The following is a 17,437-nucleotide window of genomic DNA, read 5'->3' as shown; positions in this document are numbered from 1 at the left end:
TCATATTACTTAGACTGTATTCATTAACCAACGATTGCTACAGCTAATGCTGAAATATCAATAAGCGGTTGTGGCCAAACACCGAAGACAATGGCTGCAATTGCACAGACAGCTGCAAAAACCGTACCCAGAGTTGCTTTTTCAGGGCCAGTATAACGTTCAGCATGTTCTGCATCACGACTGTACAGGCTTGCCATAAAGCGCAGGTAATAGTACAAACCGATTGCACTACCGACCACAACAGCACCTGTTAACCACCACAGTTCGGCATTTACCGCTGAAACAATCACATAGAATTTACCGATAAACCCTAATGTAATAGGAATACCTGCTAAGGATAACAGTGCGACTGTCATCACAGTTGCAAGCACAGGCTTGTGCCAGAACAACCCACGAAATGCGCTGAAATCGTCTTGATCATCACCACGATAAGGGCTAGAAACGATACTGATCACGCCAAATGCGCCCAAACTTGCAAACAAGTAACCGACTAAATAAATTGCAATCGTTACTTGTGAAGCAACAGGGTCAATACGCAGGGCAACCAGTGCCACTAACAGATAACCCATATGGGAGATAGAGGAGTAACCCAGTAAACGTTTTGCGCTTTTTTGTGTGATAGCCAGTAAGTTACCAAACAGAATAGACGCAATTGCAATCACTGAAATAACAATTGTCAGTGTGTCGCTACTGGTAATTGGCGCTTCCATAAAGATACGCACTAGCACGGCAAAGATAGCAATTTTACTGCCCGTTGCTAGGAAAGCTGAAACTGGTGCTGGCGCGCCTTGGTAAACGTCTGGTGTCCACAATTGGAATGGAAACAGTGACAGTTTAAAACCAAAGCCAACAATCAGCATACCGAAACCAATCATCACTAATGGTGCGTGAATTTGGCTATCAGAAAGGCTTTGACCAACCGCAGCAAAACTTAAGCTGCCAGATTCTGCGTACAGCAACGCAATACCAAATAACAGGAACGAAGAGGCTGCTGCAGATAACAGCATGTACTTAATCCCTGCTTCCAGTGTACGTTTACGTTCGAAGGTATACGCCACTAAACCAAACAGCGGCAATGAAATCAGCTCGATACCGATAAACATTGATGCCATATGATTTGACATGGATAACAGCACACCACCTGCGACGGCAATTGCGACTAACAGATGGAATTCATCTCTGTTATCACCAAAGCCTTCTAACCAGTGGTAAGCGAAGATACTGGTGCCGATACCTGCGATCAGGACAAGCGCACTATAGAACAGCGCAAAGCCATCAACACGGATAAGCGAAGTCACATCCATTAGGTAGCCATCGGCTACCCAAATGAGTGAAAGCAACGCAATGATAAAACCCGATACTGTCAGCGCGGCACTAGTCAGGTGATCGCGTCGCCACGCAATGGACAGCATCACAACCACCGCCGTCAACCCGACGATCATCAGTGGTAGTATTGCGATCAGTTCTTGAGGAGTTATTGTCATGGCGAATTACAGCCCTAATGTTGTTAGTGAAGCAGAATACAGGTTATGCAATGTTTCCATTGAACCAACTGATGTATCTAAAATTGGTTGTGGATAGAAACCGATAATAACCAGTAAAGCAGCCAGAGCCAGTAGCACACCGAATTCACGCGCCGTTAACCCTTTCATTTCTTTTTCTGATTTTGGTGTACCGTAGTAAGTCTGCTGCATCATCCACAGTGAGTAGATAGAAGCAAACACCACACCAAATACCATAATGCAGGTCACTAATGTGAATTGGCTGAAGCTACCGAATAGGATCATGAATTCGCCAATGAAGTTACCTGTACCTGGCATTCCTAGCGTTGCCGCAGCAAAGAACAGGGACATTCCTGGTAACCATTTAATGCGTTTCCACAATCCACCCATCATGCGCATATCACGCGTTTGCGTACGCTCATACAGTTGGCCACTGATGATAATCAGCGCTGCACCTGACAGACCGTTGGTGATCATTTGGATTACAGCACCTTGGTACGCCAACACTGAGCTTGCATAAATCGCCACGGTCACAAACCCCATATGGGATAAGCTACTGTATGCCGCCAGACGTTTAATGTCGGTTTGTTTGAACGCTAACCATGCACCATAGAATATACTGACCACACCCAGAGTCATTGCCACTGGCGTGAACTGGATAGACGCTTCTGGGAACAGAGGCAAAGTAAAACGTAACAGACCATACGCAGCGGTTTTTAGCATAATACCCGAGATATCTACCGAACCTGCGGTTGGTGATTGTTCTTGGGTATCCGCCATCCAACCATGGAATGGTACCAGAGGCATTTTAACAGCGAAGGCAATAAAGAAGCCTAACATCAACATGAATGCGACGCTGCTAGACATTTGCGTGCCTAATAACTGGTCGTAATCAAATGTTAAGGTACCCGTTGAGTTGAAGTGTGCCAGTGCCAATCCAATGATGGACACTAACATAATCAAACCACTTGCCTGCGTATAGATAAAGAACTTGGTCGCGGCTTTAATGTGTTGTCTGTTCTCTGACCCTTTGTGTCCCCAGTTTGCAATCAGGAAGTACATTGGGATCAGCATCATCTCCCAGAAGAAGAAGAACAAGAACAGGTCAACCGCCGTGAAAATCCCCATCACCCCTGTGATAATCCACAAAAGGTTAAAGTGATACGCACCTTGGTTCTTTTGGTTTTCACTCCATGAGCTCAGAATCGAGAACGCCCCCATGATAGCCGTCAAAACGACCATCAACAGTGATAAACCGTCAATCGCTAAGTGAATGTTGATTCCCAGTGCAGGGATCCACGACATGAAAAACTCGGATTGCCATAGTGGAACGCCTTGTGGGTTAGCCAGAGAGTAGCTCCCTTGTAACCACAATTGCACGGAAATAATAAGTGTTAATCCCATCGTCGCCAGCGCAATCCAACGTGGAGCGCGGTGACTGAACCGGTCAGCCTGCCAACTTAGCAGGCCACCGATGAAGGGAATAAGTATTAGCCAGGGTAGTAGCATGGCGCAATGTGTCCCTTAATTAAACCAAAAGCAGCAGAGCAAGAATCAGCACTGCACCCAGCCCCAATGAGGCAACATACCAACGGATCTGGCCGTTTTCACTCACTGCAAGTCCTTTATTTGCCCAACGTGAAAGATGTGCAGGAATATTCATCAGTGAGTTAATCGGATCGCTTTCCAGTAGCCATGCAATACCTTTAAACGGTTTCACAAAGACTACATCATACAGCCAGTCGAATCCCCATGCTTGGTACCACCAAGCACTGAAGAAGCGGCCAACCGCCGTTTTCGCGATAGCATCAACAATGGAACGTCTGAACAGATAGAGGAATACCGCAATCAACAAACCTGCGATTGCAAACCCGCCCGAAATCGCTTCAAGTAAGACTTTACCGTCTTCACTTCCTGCGGCTTCCGCTGGGAACACCCCTTCTAATGGTTGGTGGATTAATGCACCAACAAACGTTGCAAGGATAGCCAGAATGCCAAGTGGCAATGTGTGAGTGATGCCCTTAACCTTGTGCGCTTTGATTTTTGCTTCACCATGAAACACGATGAAAATCATACGGAAGGTATAAATTGCAGTCATTAATGCACCGAGGATACCTGCCCACAGCAACACAGTCTGTCCATCAAGCTTAGCTCCCCACAAAATCGCATCTTTACTGTAGAAACCTGCGGTAAACAGTGGCAATGCTGCCAGTGCGCTTCCGCCGATTAACATCACAGCATAAATGAATGGAATTTGCTTACGCAACCCACCCATTTTGAAGATGTTTTGCTCGTGGTGGCAAGCGAGGATCACCGAACCTGCTGACAGGAACAACAATGCTTTGAAGAAAGCGTGCGTCATCAGGTGGAAAATCGCCGCATCCCAAGCTTGAACACCCAGAGCCAAGAACATATAACCAATTTGGCTCATGGTTGAATAAGCGAGGACACGTTTGATATCCGTTTGGACCACTGCTGCAAAACCTGCCAGTACGAGTGTTACCGCACCCACAACGCCGACTAAGTGTAATACTTCAGGCGCTAACAGGAACAGAACATGGGTACGTGCGATTAAGTAGACACCCGCAGTTACCATGGTTGCGGCGTGGATCAGTGCAGAAACTGGTGTTGGGCCCGCCATCGCATCAGCTAACCATGTTTGTAATGGTAGCTGTGCAGATTTACCGACTGCACCACCTAATAACATCAAGGTTGCCCAGTTGATTGCGCTTGAACCCTCAGCAAATTTCTGAGGTGCTAACACCGCCATTTCGCTGAAATTCAGTGTGCCCAGTTCATTCCACAGAATAAACATACCGATAGCAAGGAACACGTCACCGATGCGCGTCACAAAGAACGCTTTCATCGCGGCTTTGCCGTTGTCTGGATTAGTGTAATAAAAACCAATCAACAAGTAACTGCACAGCCCTACCCCTTCCCAACCGAGATACATCAGCATCATGTTATCGGCGAGGACTAAAACCACCATGCTCGCGATAAACAGGTTGGTGTAAGCGAAGAAACGTGAGTAACCTTCCTCGCCACGCATATACCAAGAGGCATACACGTGAATAAGGAAGCCCACACCCGTTACCACACCTAACATAGTCAGTGACAGACCATCTAACATCAGGGTGAATGGGATATTAAAGGTACCGACAGACATCCAAGTCCAAAGTGGCTGAATAAACACACCAGCGTCGGGTTGAGCTAAAAATTCGTTACCAGCATAGAATGCGACGAGGGCAGCTAAGCCGACCGACCCCGCACCAATAATGGCCGAAACGTTTTCTGACCAGCGTCCACGGGAGAAGGCTAACAACACCGACCCCAGTAAAGGCAACAGAATAGTTAAATAGAGTAGGTTCATCCGCGCATCTCACTGACTTTATCAATATTCAGGTTCTGACGATGACGATGGAGTTGCAGTAACAACGCCAATCCAATACTCGCCTCCGCTGCAGCCAGTGCGATTGCCAAGATATACATAATCTGGCCGTCTGGTTGCCCCCAAAAACTCCCTGCAACGACAAATGCCAGTGCAGTTGAGTTAATCATGATTTCCAGTCCGATCAACATGAAAAGCAAGTTGCGGCGGATAACAAGGCAGCTAAGCCCCATCACAAATAGAATTGCCGCTAAAATCAGACCATGTTCTAGAGGTATCATTTTTGCTCCTCCGCAATGCTAACAAGGTCAGCACCGTTTTCTTTGCGGTCACGTCCAACATGGAATGCGACGACGATACCTGCCAATAACAGCAGTGAAGCAAGTTCAACAGCCAGAACATATGGCCCGAACAAGCTGATACCGACTTCTTTCGCCCCAATCACCGTGCCATCAATGCCCTTCTCGTAAGATAAAGAAGTGATGCCGTAAACCAGGATAGCCAGTAACACTGCGGATAAACCCGCTGGACCAATCCAGTTTTTCGGCGTTAGCCAAGCTCGCTCTTGCTCTTGCACAGAGCGGCCTAGGTTCAGCATCATGACGACGAACACAAACAAGACCATAATGGCACCTGCGTAAACGATGATTTCCAGCGCACCCGCGAAATACGCGCCGAGTGAGAAGAACACCATTGACAGTGCCAGCAGAGAAACAACCAGATACAACAGTGCATGCACCGGGTTGGTATTCGTTATCACCCTCAAAGTTGCAAGTATTGCAACCAGACCGGCGATATAAAATGTAAATTCCATGAATATCGCTCCTTATGGCAACAGGTCTTTGACGTTAATTGGTTTCGCTTCGTTATCCGCTTCACCTTTGTCTTTACCTGCAATCGCCATACCCGATTTACGGTAAAAGTTATAATCAGGATATTTACCTGGACCTGAAATCAACAGGTCATTTTTCTCGTAAACCAGATCCTGACGTCGCCAGTCGGCCATTTCAAAGTCAGGTGTTAATTGGATTGCCGTCGTTGGGCAAGCCTCTTCACACAGACCACAGAAAATGCAACGCGAAAAGTTAACGCGGAAAAATTCCGGATACCAGCGTCCATCTTCGTGCTCCGCTTTTTGCAGTGAGATACATCCCACTGGGCAAGCAACAGCACATAAGTTACACGCAACACAACGCTCTTCACCGTCTGGATCGCGGGTTAACACGATACGACCACGGTAACGGGGTGGCAGATAAACCGGCTCTTCTGGATACATTTGCGTTTCGCGTTTATCGAACGCATGTAGGCCGACCATCCAAATACTACGTACTTGGGTGGCGAAACCGACCAATAACTCTTTCAATGTCATGGTTCAATCACCCCTTACTGAGCGTTGTATAAAATCACTGCTGCAGTACCCAGCAGATTAAGCAGCGTCAATGGCAGACAAATTTTCCAGCCGAAAGACATCACTTGGTCATAACGTGGACGCGGTAAAGAGGCACGGATCAGGATGAACATCATCATGAAGAAGCCAGTTTTGATAGCAAACCACAAGAATGACGGCAGGAACGGGCCATGCCAGCCACCAAAGAACAGCGTCACAATCAGGGCAGAAACCGTTACGATACCGATATACTCACCAACGAAGAACAGACCGAACTTCATCCCTGAGTATTCAACGTGGTAACCATCCGCAATCTCTTGTTCTGCTTCTGGTTGGTCAAACGGGTGACGGTGACATACCGCAACGCCCGCAATCGCAAAGGTCAAAAAACCAAAGAATTGAGGAATAATGTTCCACATGCCTTCTTGGGAGTTCACAATATCAATCAGGTTGAATGAACCCGCTTGTGCGACTACGCCCATTAAAGATAAGCCTAAGAACACTTCGTAACTGACGGTTTGTGCCGAAGCACGCATCGCCCCTAATAATGAATATTTGTTGTTACTTGACCAACCTGCGAACAGAACCGCATACACCGCCAAACCAGCCATCATCAGGAAGAATAAAATCCCAATGTTTAAGTCTGCTACGTGCCAAGTCGGGCTGACAGGCACGATGGCGAATGCAAGGAACAGTGAACAAAATGCGATAACTGGCGCTAGCGTAAAGATTTTCTTGTCCGCGAACTGTGGGATCCAGTCTTCTTTAAACAGCATTTTGAACATGTCGGCGATTAACTGGCCCATCCCAAACGGGCCAACGCGGTTTGGGCCATAACGATTCTGGAACAGACCGAGAATACGGCGCTCTCCCAGACTCATGTAAGCCCCACAAGTCACAACAACCAATAAAATGACGACAGATTTGAGGATGGAAATTAATACTTCCATCACTTCAGGAGAAATCCAATCCATCATGCTCCCCTCCGCAGATTATTGACTGACACGCCAGCCATTGAAGGTGCGATACCTGGCATCCCTAATGGTAAGCCAATTTGACCTGTCGACAGGTTGTTGCTGATGCGTACAGTCAAGTTAAATCCTTGACCTGCATGGCTAAACTCAGCTTTTGTCCCTGCTGCCAAACCAAGTGCCGCAGCATCTTGCGTGCTCAGCATGATATAAGGCTCTGGCATGCGCTGTTGAATCACCTCTGAACGCTGTGACATTTCATCACTACCGAACAGATGGTAATACGGCGCGACTACCCACTGCGCATCCGCTGCTTGGTAAGCTGCTGGAATATCAGTGAAGTAAGCCAATTTACTTTCTGTTGAATTGAACAGGCGCACACCAGGGTCACCAAATAATAAATGGCCACCGACTTCCGCTTGGAATTTATTCCACGCTTGAGGTGAGTTCCAACCTGGCGCCCATGCAAATGGAATTTGCTGGCGTGGTGCGGTTGGGCTGTTGTTCCCTTCCATTGAGAAAGCAAATGGAGAGTCAATATCTTGCGGTTGGCGTGGTTCATGCACAGATTGGTTCGCCAGCATTGCTGTACGACCACTGTAACGATGCGGCTCACGCGCTAATTTTTGTCCGCGGATACGGAATGAGGCTTTCGGTGCTGAATCCACAATACCCGCAAATTGCGGTAATGCAGCCACACAGTCAGCAATCACATGGTCAAGTTGCGACCAATCTGCATCACGTTCTTGCGCTTCTGTTTGCAGCGAGTGCATCCAGCGCCAGCTTTCGTTCATCACGATAGTTTTGTCGTAATAAGTTGGGTCGAAAACTTGGAAGAAACGTTGTGCGCGACCTTCTTGGTTAATCAACGTACCGTCTGCTTCTGCGAAACTCGCCGCTGGCAGAACAAGCGTTGCTTTATCCATGATGTCAGTTTGCTGGTGATCAGCAACAATCAGGTGGCTCAATTTCGCTAATGCGCTATTGACTGCATCCACACTGCTGTGACGGTAAAGGTCATTTTCGATAACGATAGCCACATCCGCTTCGTTCGCTTCAATGCGAGCTAATGCGCTGTCTAATGGCTGTGCGTTCATCATCGCTAAACCGAAGCTGTTCGCATGAGAGGCTAAGTAAGATAAGCCCACTTGTGCGCCTTTCGCTTTCAGTGCAAATGCCACGTTCGCTGCCGCTTGGATCATCGCATCGCTCGCGCTGTGGCTACCGCTGATAATCAGTGGTTTTTTCGCGCTTGAAAGGGCTTGTGCGATGGTTTCCACTTTCGCTTTAAGGTCCGCTGGCAAGTCGTTAACCGCAGGCGCCTCACCGTTAATCATATTGGCGATAGCAAAACCGAAACGCGCTTGGTCAGCAACTGGTGCACGGTAATTAAAAGCCGCAACGTCGTCTAAGCGGGTATCATCAACGTTGGTGATAAACAGCGGATATTTCGCATGTTGACCAATGTTCATGATTGCCGCGATTTGCCAATCAGCCACTTTCTGTGCGGCGGCCATTTCACGTGCTTTACCTTTCACCGCTTGACGAACAGAAAGTGCCATACGTGCACCTGTCTGAGTTAAATCTTCACCCAGAACCAGTACCGCATCGTAACCTTCAACTTCACGCAGCGTTGGGGTATAGATACCACCATTTTGCAGAATATTTTGCATCAGCGCTAAACGGCTTTGCTCACCTGTGGAGATACCAGAATAGAAGTTTTCTGCACCCACTAATGCACGTAATGCGTAGTTGCTCTCAATGCTTGCACGTGGAGAGCCAATACCAATCACTTTTTTCGCTTGATTGATAATTTGTGCACCGCTTTGCATTGCTTCAATAGCAGAGATAACCTGTTTAACACCATCTTTGTTCAAGACAGCCTGACGTGGACGGTCTTTGCGGTTAACGTAACCGTAACCAAAGCGACCGCGGTCACACAAGAAATAGTGGTTAACAGAACCATTATAACGGTTTTCGATACGGCGAATTTCACCATAACGTTCACCTGGGCTAGTATTACAACCGATACTGCACTGTTGGCAGATACCTGGTGCAAATTGCATATCCCATTTACGGTTATAGCGCTCAGAGTGGGTTTTGTCAGTAAATACCCCTGTCGGGCAGACTTCGACTAAGTTGCCAGAAAATTCACTTTCCAGCGTGCCGTCTTCTGTACGACCGAAGTACACGTAGTTGTGAGCTCCATAAACCCCTAAATCCGTGCCATCTGCGTAATCTTTATAGTAACGAACACAACGGTAACACGCGATACAGCGGTTCATTTCATGACTAATGAAAGGCCCCAGATCTTGGTTAATGTGTGTGCGTTTCGTAAAACGATATTTACGCATGTTATGGCCAGTCATCACCGTCATATCTTGCAGGTGGCAGTTACCGCCCTCTTCACAGACTGGACAGTCATGTGGGTGGTTGGTCATCAGCCATTCTACAACACTTTCACGGAATTGCTTGGCTTCTTCATCATCAATAGAGATGAAGGTGCCTTCCGTTGCCGGTGTCATACAAGACATTACTAGGCGACCGCGGGTATCATCCGCGTTCTGATACTGCTTAACCGCACACTGGCGGCAAGCGCCAACGCTTCCCAGCGCTGGATGCCAGCAAAAATAAGGAATATCTAGCCCGAGAGAAAGACAGGCTTGTAACAGGTTTTCAGACCCGTTAACGTCATATTCTTTGCCGTCTACATATATTGTAGCCATAGTCAGCATGCTTCCCAAAGGCCCGCATAAAGCAGGCGTTAATCAAAAATACGTTCTTCGTGAAAAATCTCGTTCGCGGTTGCTCAATCGCGAAACGATTACCAGCGCTGCTTCAGCAGGTTTGGCTGAATACCTGCAATCTGCACTAAATTGCGCAGATCTTTTTGCGAGATACCCGCTTCGAATTCATCACGGAAATATTTGATAGCACTTTGCAGCGGTTCAACTGCACCTGGTGCGTGAGCACAGAAGGTTTTACCTGGGCCTAAGAAACGGCAAAGTTGCTCTAATGTTTCAATATCGCCTGGTTGACCTTCGCCTTTTTCCAGTGCTTGTAAAATTTTCACACTCCACGGCAATCCATCACGACAAGGTGTACACCAACCGCAAGATTCACGCGCAAAGAAGGTTTCTAAGTTACGCACTAACGAAACCATGTTGATTTCATGATCAACTGCCATCGCCAATGCAGTCCCTAAACGGCTGCCTGCTTTAGCAATATTTTCGAAATCCATCGGTAAATCGAGGTGGTCATTGGTCAGGAAGTCTGTCCCTGCCCCACCTGGCTGCCATGCTTTTAATTTCAAGCCATCGCGCATCCCACCCGCGTAGTCTTCAAGCACTTCACGCGCGGTGGTACCAAACGGTAATTCCCACAGACCTGGGTTTTTCACACGGCCAGAGAAGCCCATCAGTTTTGTGCCGGCATCTTTACTCTTACCTGCGCTTAAATCGATATACCACTGGTCACCGTGCTCTAAAATTGCAGGCACGTTACAGATAGTTTCGACGTTATTTACGCAAGTCGGTTTACCCCAAGCACCTGATGTTGCAGGGAATGGTGGTTTAGAACGTGGATTTGCACGGCGACCTTCTAAGGAGTTAATCAACGCAGTTTCTTCACCGCAGATATAACGCCCAGCACCCGTGTGCACAAACAGTTCGAAATCGAATCCAGAACCGAGGATATTTTTACCTAATAGACCCGCTGCTTTGGCTTCTTCGATGGCCCGGCGCAGGTTTTGTGCGGCTTCAACGTATTCACCACGCAGGAAGATATAACCACGATAGGCTTTCAGTGCATAAGCCCCTGTTATCATCCCCTCAACTAACAGGTGAGGCAGTTGTTCCATCAATAGACGGTCTTTATAAGTACCTGGTTCCATTTCATCCGCATTACATAAGAAGTAACGCAGTTTCATGTTTTCGTCTTTTGGCATCAGGCTCCATTTCAGACCTGTTGAGAAGCCCGCGCCACCACGCCCTTTCAGGCCTGCGTCTTTCACGAGATTCACAACTTCATCTGGCGCCATGCCTTTAAGCGCACGCTCAAGACCTTTGTATCCGTTTTTACTACGGTACTCATCTAACCAAACAGGCTGATTGTCATCACGCAAACGCCATGTTAGAGGATGAGTTTCGGCAGTACGGATCACTGGATTAACAGAATTTGTCATGGATACTGCTCCAGTAATTTTTGAATATTTTCAGGCTGTACGTAGCTGTGAGTGTCTTCATCGATCATCATCGTTGGACCTTTGTCACAGTTACCTAAGCAACAGGTTGGCAGCAACGTAAAGCGGCCATCAGCTGTTGTTTGACCTGGGCGAATATTCAGCTGTTTAATGATCTCAGCTTCTAAGCCCTGATAACCTGTAATATGGCAAACAACACTGTCGCAATAGCGAATAATGTGGCGACCTACTGGCTGACGGAAGATTTGGCTATAGAATGTGGCCACCCCTTCAACGTCACTGGCTGGAATGCCTAAGACGTCAGCAATCGCATGGATAGCCCCATCTTCAACCCAACCGCGGTTTTTTTGCACAATTTTTAGTGCTTCAATTGAGGCAGCACGCGCATCTTCGTAGTGGTGTTTCTCACCTTCAATCTCTGCACGCTCTTTCTCTGTTAAGACAAAGCCATGATTGACTTGCGGTTCAAACACATTCACGACATTGAGCTCGTTGTGCTTCTCATTTTCGTTATGTTCATTATGCATGGTTAGCGATCCACATCCGACATTACAAAATCGATACTACCCAGATAGACGATTAAGTCCGAAACTAAACTACCTCTGATCACCGAAGGAATTTGCTGTAAGTGCTCATAACTCGGAGTACGAATACGTGTGCGGTAGCTCATCGTGCTGCCATCACTGGTCAGGTAGTAGCTGTTAATACCCTTCGTGGCTTCAACCATCTGGAATGATTCATTCGCAGGCATCACAGGGCCCCAAGACACTTGCAAGAAGTGGTTGATCAGGGTTTCAATGTGCTGCAACGTACGCTCTTTTGGTGGCGGTGTCGTCAATGGATGGTCGGCTTTGAATGGGCCTTCTGGCATATTCTTGTAGCATTGCTCAAGAATACGGATACTCTGGCGCATCTCTTCCACTTTGATCATCACACGGTCATAACAGTCACCGTTGTGTGCGATAGGAATATCGAATTCAAAGTTTTCGTAGCCTGAATATGGACGCCATTTACGCACGTCGAAATCAACGCCTGTTGCACGTAAACCTGCACCTGTTACCCCCCAAGCTAGAGCCTCTTCTTTGTTGTACATTGCTGTACCAATTGAACGGCCTTTTAAGATGGAGTTTTTCAGTGCTGACGTGACATAAGATTCTAAACGTTTTGGCAGCCAGTCGAGTAACTCACGCAGCAGTTTTTCCCAACCACGCGGTAAATCGTGTGCAACACCACCGATACGGAACCATGCTGGGTGCATACGGAAACCCGTGATCGCTTCAATCACGTTATACACTTTTTGGCGGTCAGTAAACGCAAAGAATACAGGCGTCATTGCACCGACGTCTTGGATATACGTACTGATATACAGCAAGTGGCTGTTGATACGGAATAGCTCAGACAGCATGACACGAATGGTCTTCACGCGATCAGGCACTTCGATGCCAGCCAGTTTTTCAACGGCTAACACGTATGGCATTTCATTCACACAACCGCCGAGATACTCGATGCGGTCAGTGTATGGAATGTAGCTGTGCCATGACTGGCGTTCACCCATTTTCTCAGCACCACGATGGTGGTAGCCGATATCTGGCACACAGTCGATAATTTCTTCACCATCAAGTTGCAGTACGATACGGAACGCACCGTGTGATGATGGGTGGTTAGGCCCTAAGTTCAGGAACATGAAATCTTCGTTTTCATTTCCACGCGCCATGCCCCACTCTTCTGGTTTGAAAGTCAATGCTTCCATTTCCAGATCTTGTTTCTGTTTCGTCAGAACAAAGGGGTCGAACTCAGTTGCACGCGCAGGGTAATCCTTACGCAGTGGGTGACCTTCCCAGTTTGGTGACATCAGCAAGCGACGCAGATTTGGGTGACCTTGAAAGGTGATCCCAAACATATCCCACACTTCACGCTCATGCCAACTCGCATTCGGGAACAGTGAAACCACAGAAGGCACGTTTAAGTCTTTCTCATTGAGAGCGACTTTTAACATGATATCGCGGTTACGGTCGATGGAGATGATGTGGTAGAAAACACTAAAGTCTGCCTCTGGCAGACCTTGACGGTGAATTCGTTGACGTTCATCTACCCCGTGTAAGTCAAATAACATGACATACGGTTTCGGTAATTTTTTCAGGAAATCGACAACTTCCAGTAATTGTTCACGACGAACCCATATCACTGGCATACCAGTGCGGGTTGCTTGAACAGAAAAGGCATCCGGCCCAAATTGATTGCGCAGTTCCAGAAGCACAGGGTCATTTAAATGATCCTGCGTCTGCCATCCTGGCTGGGTACTACTCGCTTGCGCTATCTGATCTGTCATCATTCTTCACCATAACGCTTGATCAGGTTTATTATTTCGCAACAACATTGCTCTGTTACGCTGTATGGCTTTAAGCCTTAAATTTCGTCTGGTGTACGCAGGTTAGTCACTGCGATACGTTCACCATGCTTTCTTTCTCTTTCTGATTGCATATTGGCACGGTAAACCCCTTGGTCTCCAACGACCCAAGAGAGCGGACGACGCTCTTTACCGATAGATTCTTGCAACAGAAGCAGAGCCTGCATATAGGCTTCTGGGCGTGGTGGACAACCTGGGATATACACATCTACAGGGATAAATTTATCGACGCCTTGTACCACAGAATAAATGTCATACATGCCACCAGAGTTGGCACATGAACCCATGGAAATAACCCATTTTGGTTCGAGCATTTGGTCATACAGACGTTGAATAACAGGCGCCATTTTTGTGAAACAGGTTCCCGCAACAACCATGAAGTCGGCTTGACGAGGTGAAGCACGAAGTACTTCCGCACCAAAACGGGCTACGTCATGAACAGCCGTGAACGAAGTCACCATTTCTACATAGCAACATGAAAGACCAAAGTTATATGGCCATAGAGAGTTTTTGCGCCCCCAGTTAACCACATCGTGAAGTGCATGAGAAAGTTTCCCCATGTACACACTGTTTTCAACTTGCTGCTCCAGAGGATCTGTTACGATTTCCTGGGTTTGCAGTGGGTAACGGTCGTTCTCACCGTTCGGATCTATGCGGGTGAGCGTATAATCCATTGTATAATGCCTCGCTTTTTACTGCGGATGACGATTGCTGATTTTAATAACTTCACTAGGATGCTTCACTTTTCCGCGGGAACGGACTGGAGTCCAATCCAATGCTCCTACGCGAACCAGATAAAACAATCCCGCCAACAATACCAAAATAAAGATCGCGGCTTCGATGAAACCAACCCAACCCGCTTCGCGGATGGCAACTGACCATGCAAATAAGAACATGGCTTCAACATCGAAGATAACGAAGAACATGGCGACTAAGTAGAACTTAGCAGACATACGAAGACGTGCACTACCGACCGAATCAAGACCTGACTCGTAAGGAACATGTTTTGTTCTGGCTTTGGCGCGGCTACCTAAGAAGTGACCTGCGACCAACATGAAAGCACAAAGACCGATAGTGCCGATAAGGAATATCGCAAACGCCCAGTTATGGGCTAACGCTAGGATTGATGTAGACATACTCGTTGCTTACTCATTACTTATGGTGCGTAAACTGCTCTTTTTTACAACACGGCAGTATTGCACCACAATTGCCCAGTTAATCGAGAAGAAAGACCAAAAATCATCACCAAACATAAATCAGTCTGATGACTGCGTTTGGTTTGTCCTCTCTCATTACAATTTACTTTACCCAAATTAGGTAAAATAACCCGTATTTGTTACAAAAAACTCACACACAAAAAACATTAAAATAACAAAAAGTACTCATGATCTGCTAAAACGTGTCAGTGTAATGAAACACAAGTAAACACTCAAACTAGTTTAACTGATTATTCGTTTTTACTACACTATTATCGCAGGAAAAACCTGTCTTAACAGATGAAAAATTGCGCTTTTTATTTGATCTAACGCACAGATTTATTGAAAAAGTACTCAATTTGTTTACATGACGTTCAATTTTACTTTAAGAACATGTAACGCTTTTTTACTCAACAGTTTCACTAACCCGCTGACAATCCAGTGCTATTTTATCAATTCAGCAAAAAAAGATTGTTAATAGCGTAACAAATTGTTAACTAAAAAATGAAATTCAGGTTCTGCCAACTACATCACAATTATTTCATGGTCTTCAACATTTAACCATACTTATTAAGTGGTTAATTGCAGGTTTTGTGTACTGAAATCGATAAAAAAATGATAAATTTGAACTTGATAACGATTTCTCAAAACCATCGCTCAATATTTATACCTTGTTTTAAAATGATTTCTTATACTCTCTCCCCAATATTGAAAATTTAACACATCAGTATTAAATAATCGTTTCAGTTACGAAGCATCTTACTCTGTAGATAGATGCATCCAAAAAAGAATGGCATTTCCCCTAGCTTATCATGGTTATACTTTCCCCTAGTAAATATCACTTTAGTCGATATATTTCTTTGAATTGAGCCGCTCATTGCATTTGCGTAAAATAATTAGATTGCAAATATTTTACCCACACTTTTTTTATGCAAATTTTTGATATAAAAAAAAACGGCATTCCTAAAAAAATAGGAATTACCGTTTTATTCGTTGTATACTCGCGTATATTAACAGTCAGTTAATATCACCTGAAACGATTAATTATTCATTTCGCTCCCATCAGCAAGTTCACTTGCCGATGCAGCAACATAAGGAATTTTTTTGTTTTCAATGGCGCTAAAGACGGTCAAAACAAAATCTTTCTGCTCATCTGCATTCTTATATAGCCAATATTGAATATCAGGCAAACGCGGCAAACCATCTGTTTCATTTAAAATACGTAAATCCGCATTTTGCATTTCCATTGGGCGTGCAGTCACCCCGACTTCCGCTGTTACTGCAGCACGTACTGCAGGTAGCGACGCGGCTTCATAGGCGATGTGCCATGGTAATCCTGCGTCATCCAATGCTTGCGTGCAAAGTTTGCGGTATGGGTTAGTTTCATCCATTACAACTAATGGGATCGGCTCGTTATGACGTAATTGGAAATCAGGCGAGCTATGCCATAGCACTGGCACGGTTCTTAATGCCGTTTTTGGGTGATGGCTAATACGCGCTGTTGTTAATGCTAAATCGATTTCATGGTTATCCAGCATTGATTCAATAAATTGAGCACGCTTAATGCGAACTTCAACCGCAATGCGTGGGTACACAGAAGCGATACGATTTAGCAAAAATGGCAAAAGGATATCAACAGTGTCATCAGATGCACCGATACGTAATTCGCCTTCAGCATCGTTATAGGTTAATGATGCTGTTGCATCATCATTAGCACGCAAGATTTGTCGTGCATAACCCAGTAATTGTAAACCATGCGCTGTGAGGAGTTTATTACGCCCATGACGAGCGAAAAGCTCACGGCCAACAAGTTGCTCTAAACGCTGCATCTGCTGGCTTACCGCAGATTGCGTTCTACACACTGCTGCAGCCGCAGCTGCGAATGTATTTAGATCAGCGACTGCAACAAACGTACGCAGCAAGTCCAGATCTAAGTTCATGATGGGACGATTGGAATTTATCATCGTTCATTCTCTTATATAATATTTATGTTACCTGGTGTTCTGCTCTCCTCCATGAGAATCAGCGATATAATTTAATACTACTCATCTAGTGCATCTCTAATCCTTAGATTTGCAATGACTACTCATTATTTTATCTAGTTATAACCAACCCGTTATTAACGAATAACATCAATGCTGGTATAAACAGGGTACTGCCAATCAATCAAAAATAGTGTTAACAAAAAGTGTATTCTCTTACAGAATCTGATTAAAGAAACGCTTTATAAAGTACCGCTAAATAGTAACATATTTAATGTAATCGCAATTATTTTAATGTAAGCACATTATAAAATTCATTTCACTATTTTTTTACGCTCTTAAATTTCAATGCGTTATGTATTTTAAGTATATGTTTAATTAAAAATTATTGAGCAAAACAATC

The 17,437-nt window shown here is 45.7% G+C and carries 14 protein-coding genes; all 14 read right to left on the bottom strand.

The window, feature by feature from the left end; translation table 11 throughout:
* Window positions 1–23: 23 nt before the first annotated feature.
* Window positions 24–1,484 carry an NADH-quinone oxidoreductase subunit NuoN gene (gene nuoN, locus AABS66_RS04065; protein WP_206082342.1) on the bottom strand — a complete coding sequence of 487 codons (1,461 nt, stop codon included), beginning with the start codon at window positions 1,482–1,484 and terminating at the stop codon, window positions 24–26.
* Window positions 1,485–1,490: 6 nt separating this feature from the next.
* Window positions 1,491–3,011 (bottom strand): NADH-quinone oxidoreductase subunit M, encoded by a 1,521-nt coding sequence (gene nuoM, locus AABS66_RS04060; protein WP_206082343.1) that lies wholly within the window; start codon window positions 3,009–3,011, stop codon window positions 1,491–1,493.
* Window positions 3,012–3,030: 19 nt separating this feature from the next.
* The gene (nuoL, locus tag AABS66_RS04055; protein ID WP_272539643.1) at window positions 3,031–4,872 is read right to left on the bottom strand and encodes an NADH-quinone oxidoreductase subunit L; all 1,842 of its coding nucleotides are present in this window, start codon (window positions 4,870–4,872) and stop codon (window positions 3,031–3,033) included.
* Window positions 4,869–5,171, bottom strand: a complete 303-nt coding sequence (gene nuoK / locus AABS66_RS04050) for an NADH-quinone oxidoreductase subunit NuoK (RefSeq protein ID WP_004912233.1) — start codon at window positions 5,169–5,171, stop codon at window positions 4,869–4,871. Before nuoK ends, nuoL begins: the two co-directional genes overlap by 4 nt.
* Complete coding sequence (gene nuoJ / locus AABS66_RS04045) at window positions 5,168–5,704, bottom strand: NADH-quinone oxidoreductase subunit J (RefSeq protein WP_206082345.1); 537 nt, start codon at window positions 5,702–5,704, stop codon at window positions 5,168–5,170. Before nuoJ ends, nuoK begins: the two co-directional genes overlap by 4 nt.
* 12 nt (window positions 5,705–5,716) lie before the next feature.
* A complete protein-coding gene (gene nuoI, locus AABS66_RS04040; protein WP_004259834.1) occupies window positions 5,717–6,259 on the bottom strand; it encodes an NADH-quinone oxidoreductase subunit NuoI in 543 nt (180 codons plus the stop codon).
* A gap of 14 nt (window positions 6,260–6,273) precedes the next feature.
* Window positions 6,274–7,251, bottom strand: a complete 978-nt coding sequence (gene nuoH / locus AABS66_RS04035) for an NADH-quinone oxidoreductase subunit NuoH (RefSeq protein WP_206082346.1) — start codon at window positions 7,249–7,251, stop codon at window positions 6,274–6,276.
* Complete coding sequence (nuoG, locus tag AABS66_RS04030) at window positions 7,251–9,983, bottom strand: NADH-quinone oxidoreductase subunit NuoG (RefSeq protein ID WP_206082347.1); 2,733 nt, start codon at window positions 9,981–9,983, stop codon at window positions 7,251–7,253. The genes nuoH and nuoG overlap by 1 nt, the downstream gene beginning before the upstream one ends.
* 89 nt (window positions 9,984–10,072) lie before the next feature.
* Window positions 10,073–11,431 carry an NADH-quinone oxidoreductase subunit NuoF gene (gene nuoF / locus AABS66_RS04025; RefSeq protein ID WP_206082348.1) on the bottom strand — a complete coding sequence of 453 codons (1,359 nt, stop codon included), beginning with the start codon at window positions 11,429–11,431 and terminating at the stop codon, window positions 10,073–10,075.
* Complete coding sequence (nuoE, locus tag AABS66_RS04020) at window positions 11,428–11,976, bottom strand: NADH-quinone oxidoreductase subunit NuoE (RefSeq protein ID WP_206082349.1); 549 nt, start codon at window positions 11,974–11,976, stop codon at window positions 11,428–11,430. The genes nuoF and nuoE overlap by 4 nt, the downstream gene beginning before the upstream one ends.
* Window positions 11,977–11,978: 2 nt before the next feature.
* Entirely contained in the window at window positions 11,979–13,781 is a 1,803-nt protein-coding gene (nuoC, locus tag AABS66_RS04015) for an NADH-quinone oxidoreductase subunit C/D (protein ID WP_371006958.1), read from the bottom strand.
* 74 nt (window positions 13,782–13,855) lie between these two features.
* Window positions 13,856–14,530 (bottom strand): NuoB/complex I 20 kDa subunit family protein, encoded by a 675-nt coding sequence (locus AABS66_RS04010; protein ID WP_004912254.1) that lies wholly within the window; start codon window positions 14,528–14,530, stop codon window positions 13,856–13,858.
* 18 nt (window positions 14,531–14,548) lie between these two features.
* Window positions 14,549–14,992 (bottom strand): NADH-quinone oxidoreductase subunit A, encoded by a 444-nt coding sequence (locus tag AABS66_RS04005; RefSeq protein ID WP_206082351.1) that lies wholly within the window; start codon window positions 14,990–14,992, stop codon window positions 14,549–14,551.
* A 1,100-nt stretch (window positions 14,993–16,092) separates the two neighbouring features.
* The gene (locus AABS66_RS04000; RefSeq protein WP_206082352.1) at window positions 16,093–17,016 is read right to left on the bottom strand and encodes a LysR family transcriptional regulator; all 924 of its coding nucleotides are present in this window, start codon (window positions 17,014–17,016) and stop codon (window positions 16,093–16,095) included.
* Window positions 17,017–17,437: the final 421 nt, after the last annotated feature.

Origin of the sequence: Providencia sp. SP181 (assembly GCF_050446505.1) — a bacterium.
Taxonomy (GTDB): domain Bacteria; phylum Pseudomonadota; class Gammaproteobacteria; order Enterobacterales; family Enterobacteriaceae; genus Providencia; species Providencia vermicola.
This window is presented reverse-complemented; position numbering and strand designations above follow the sequence as displayed.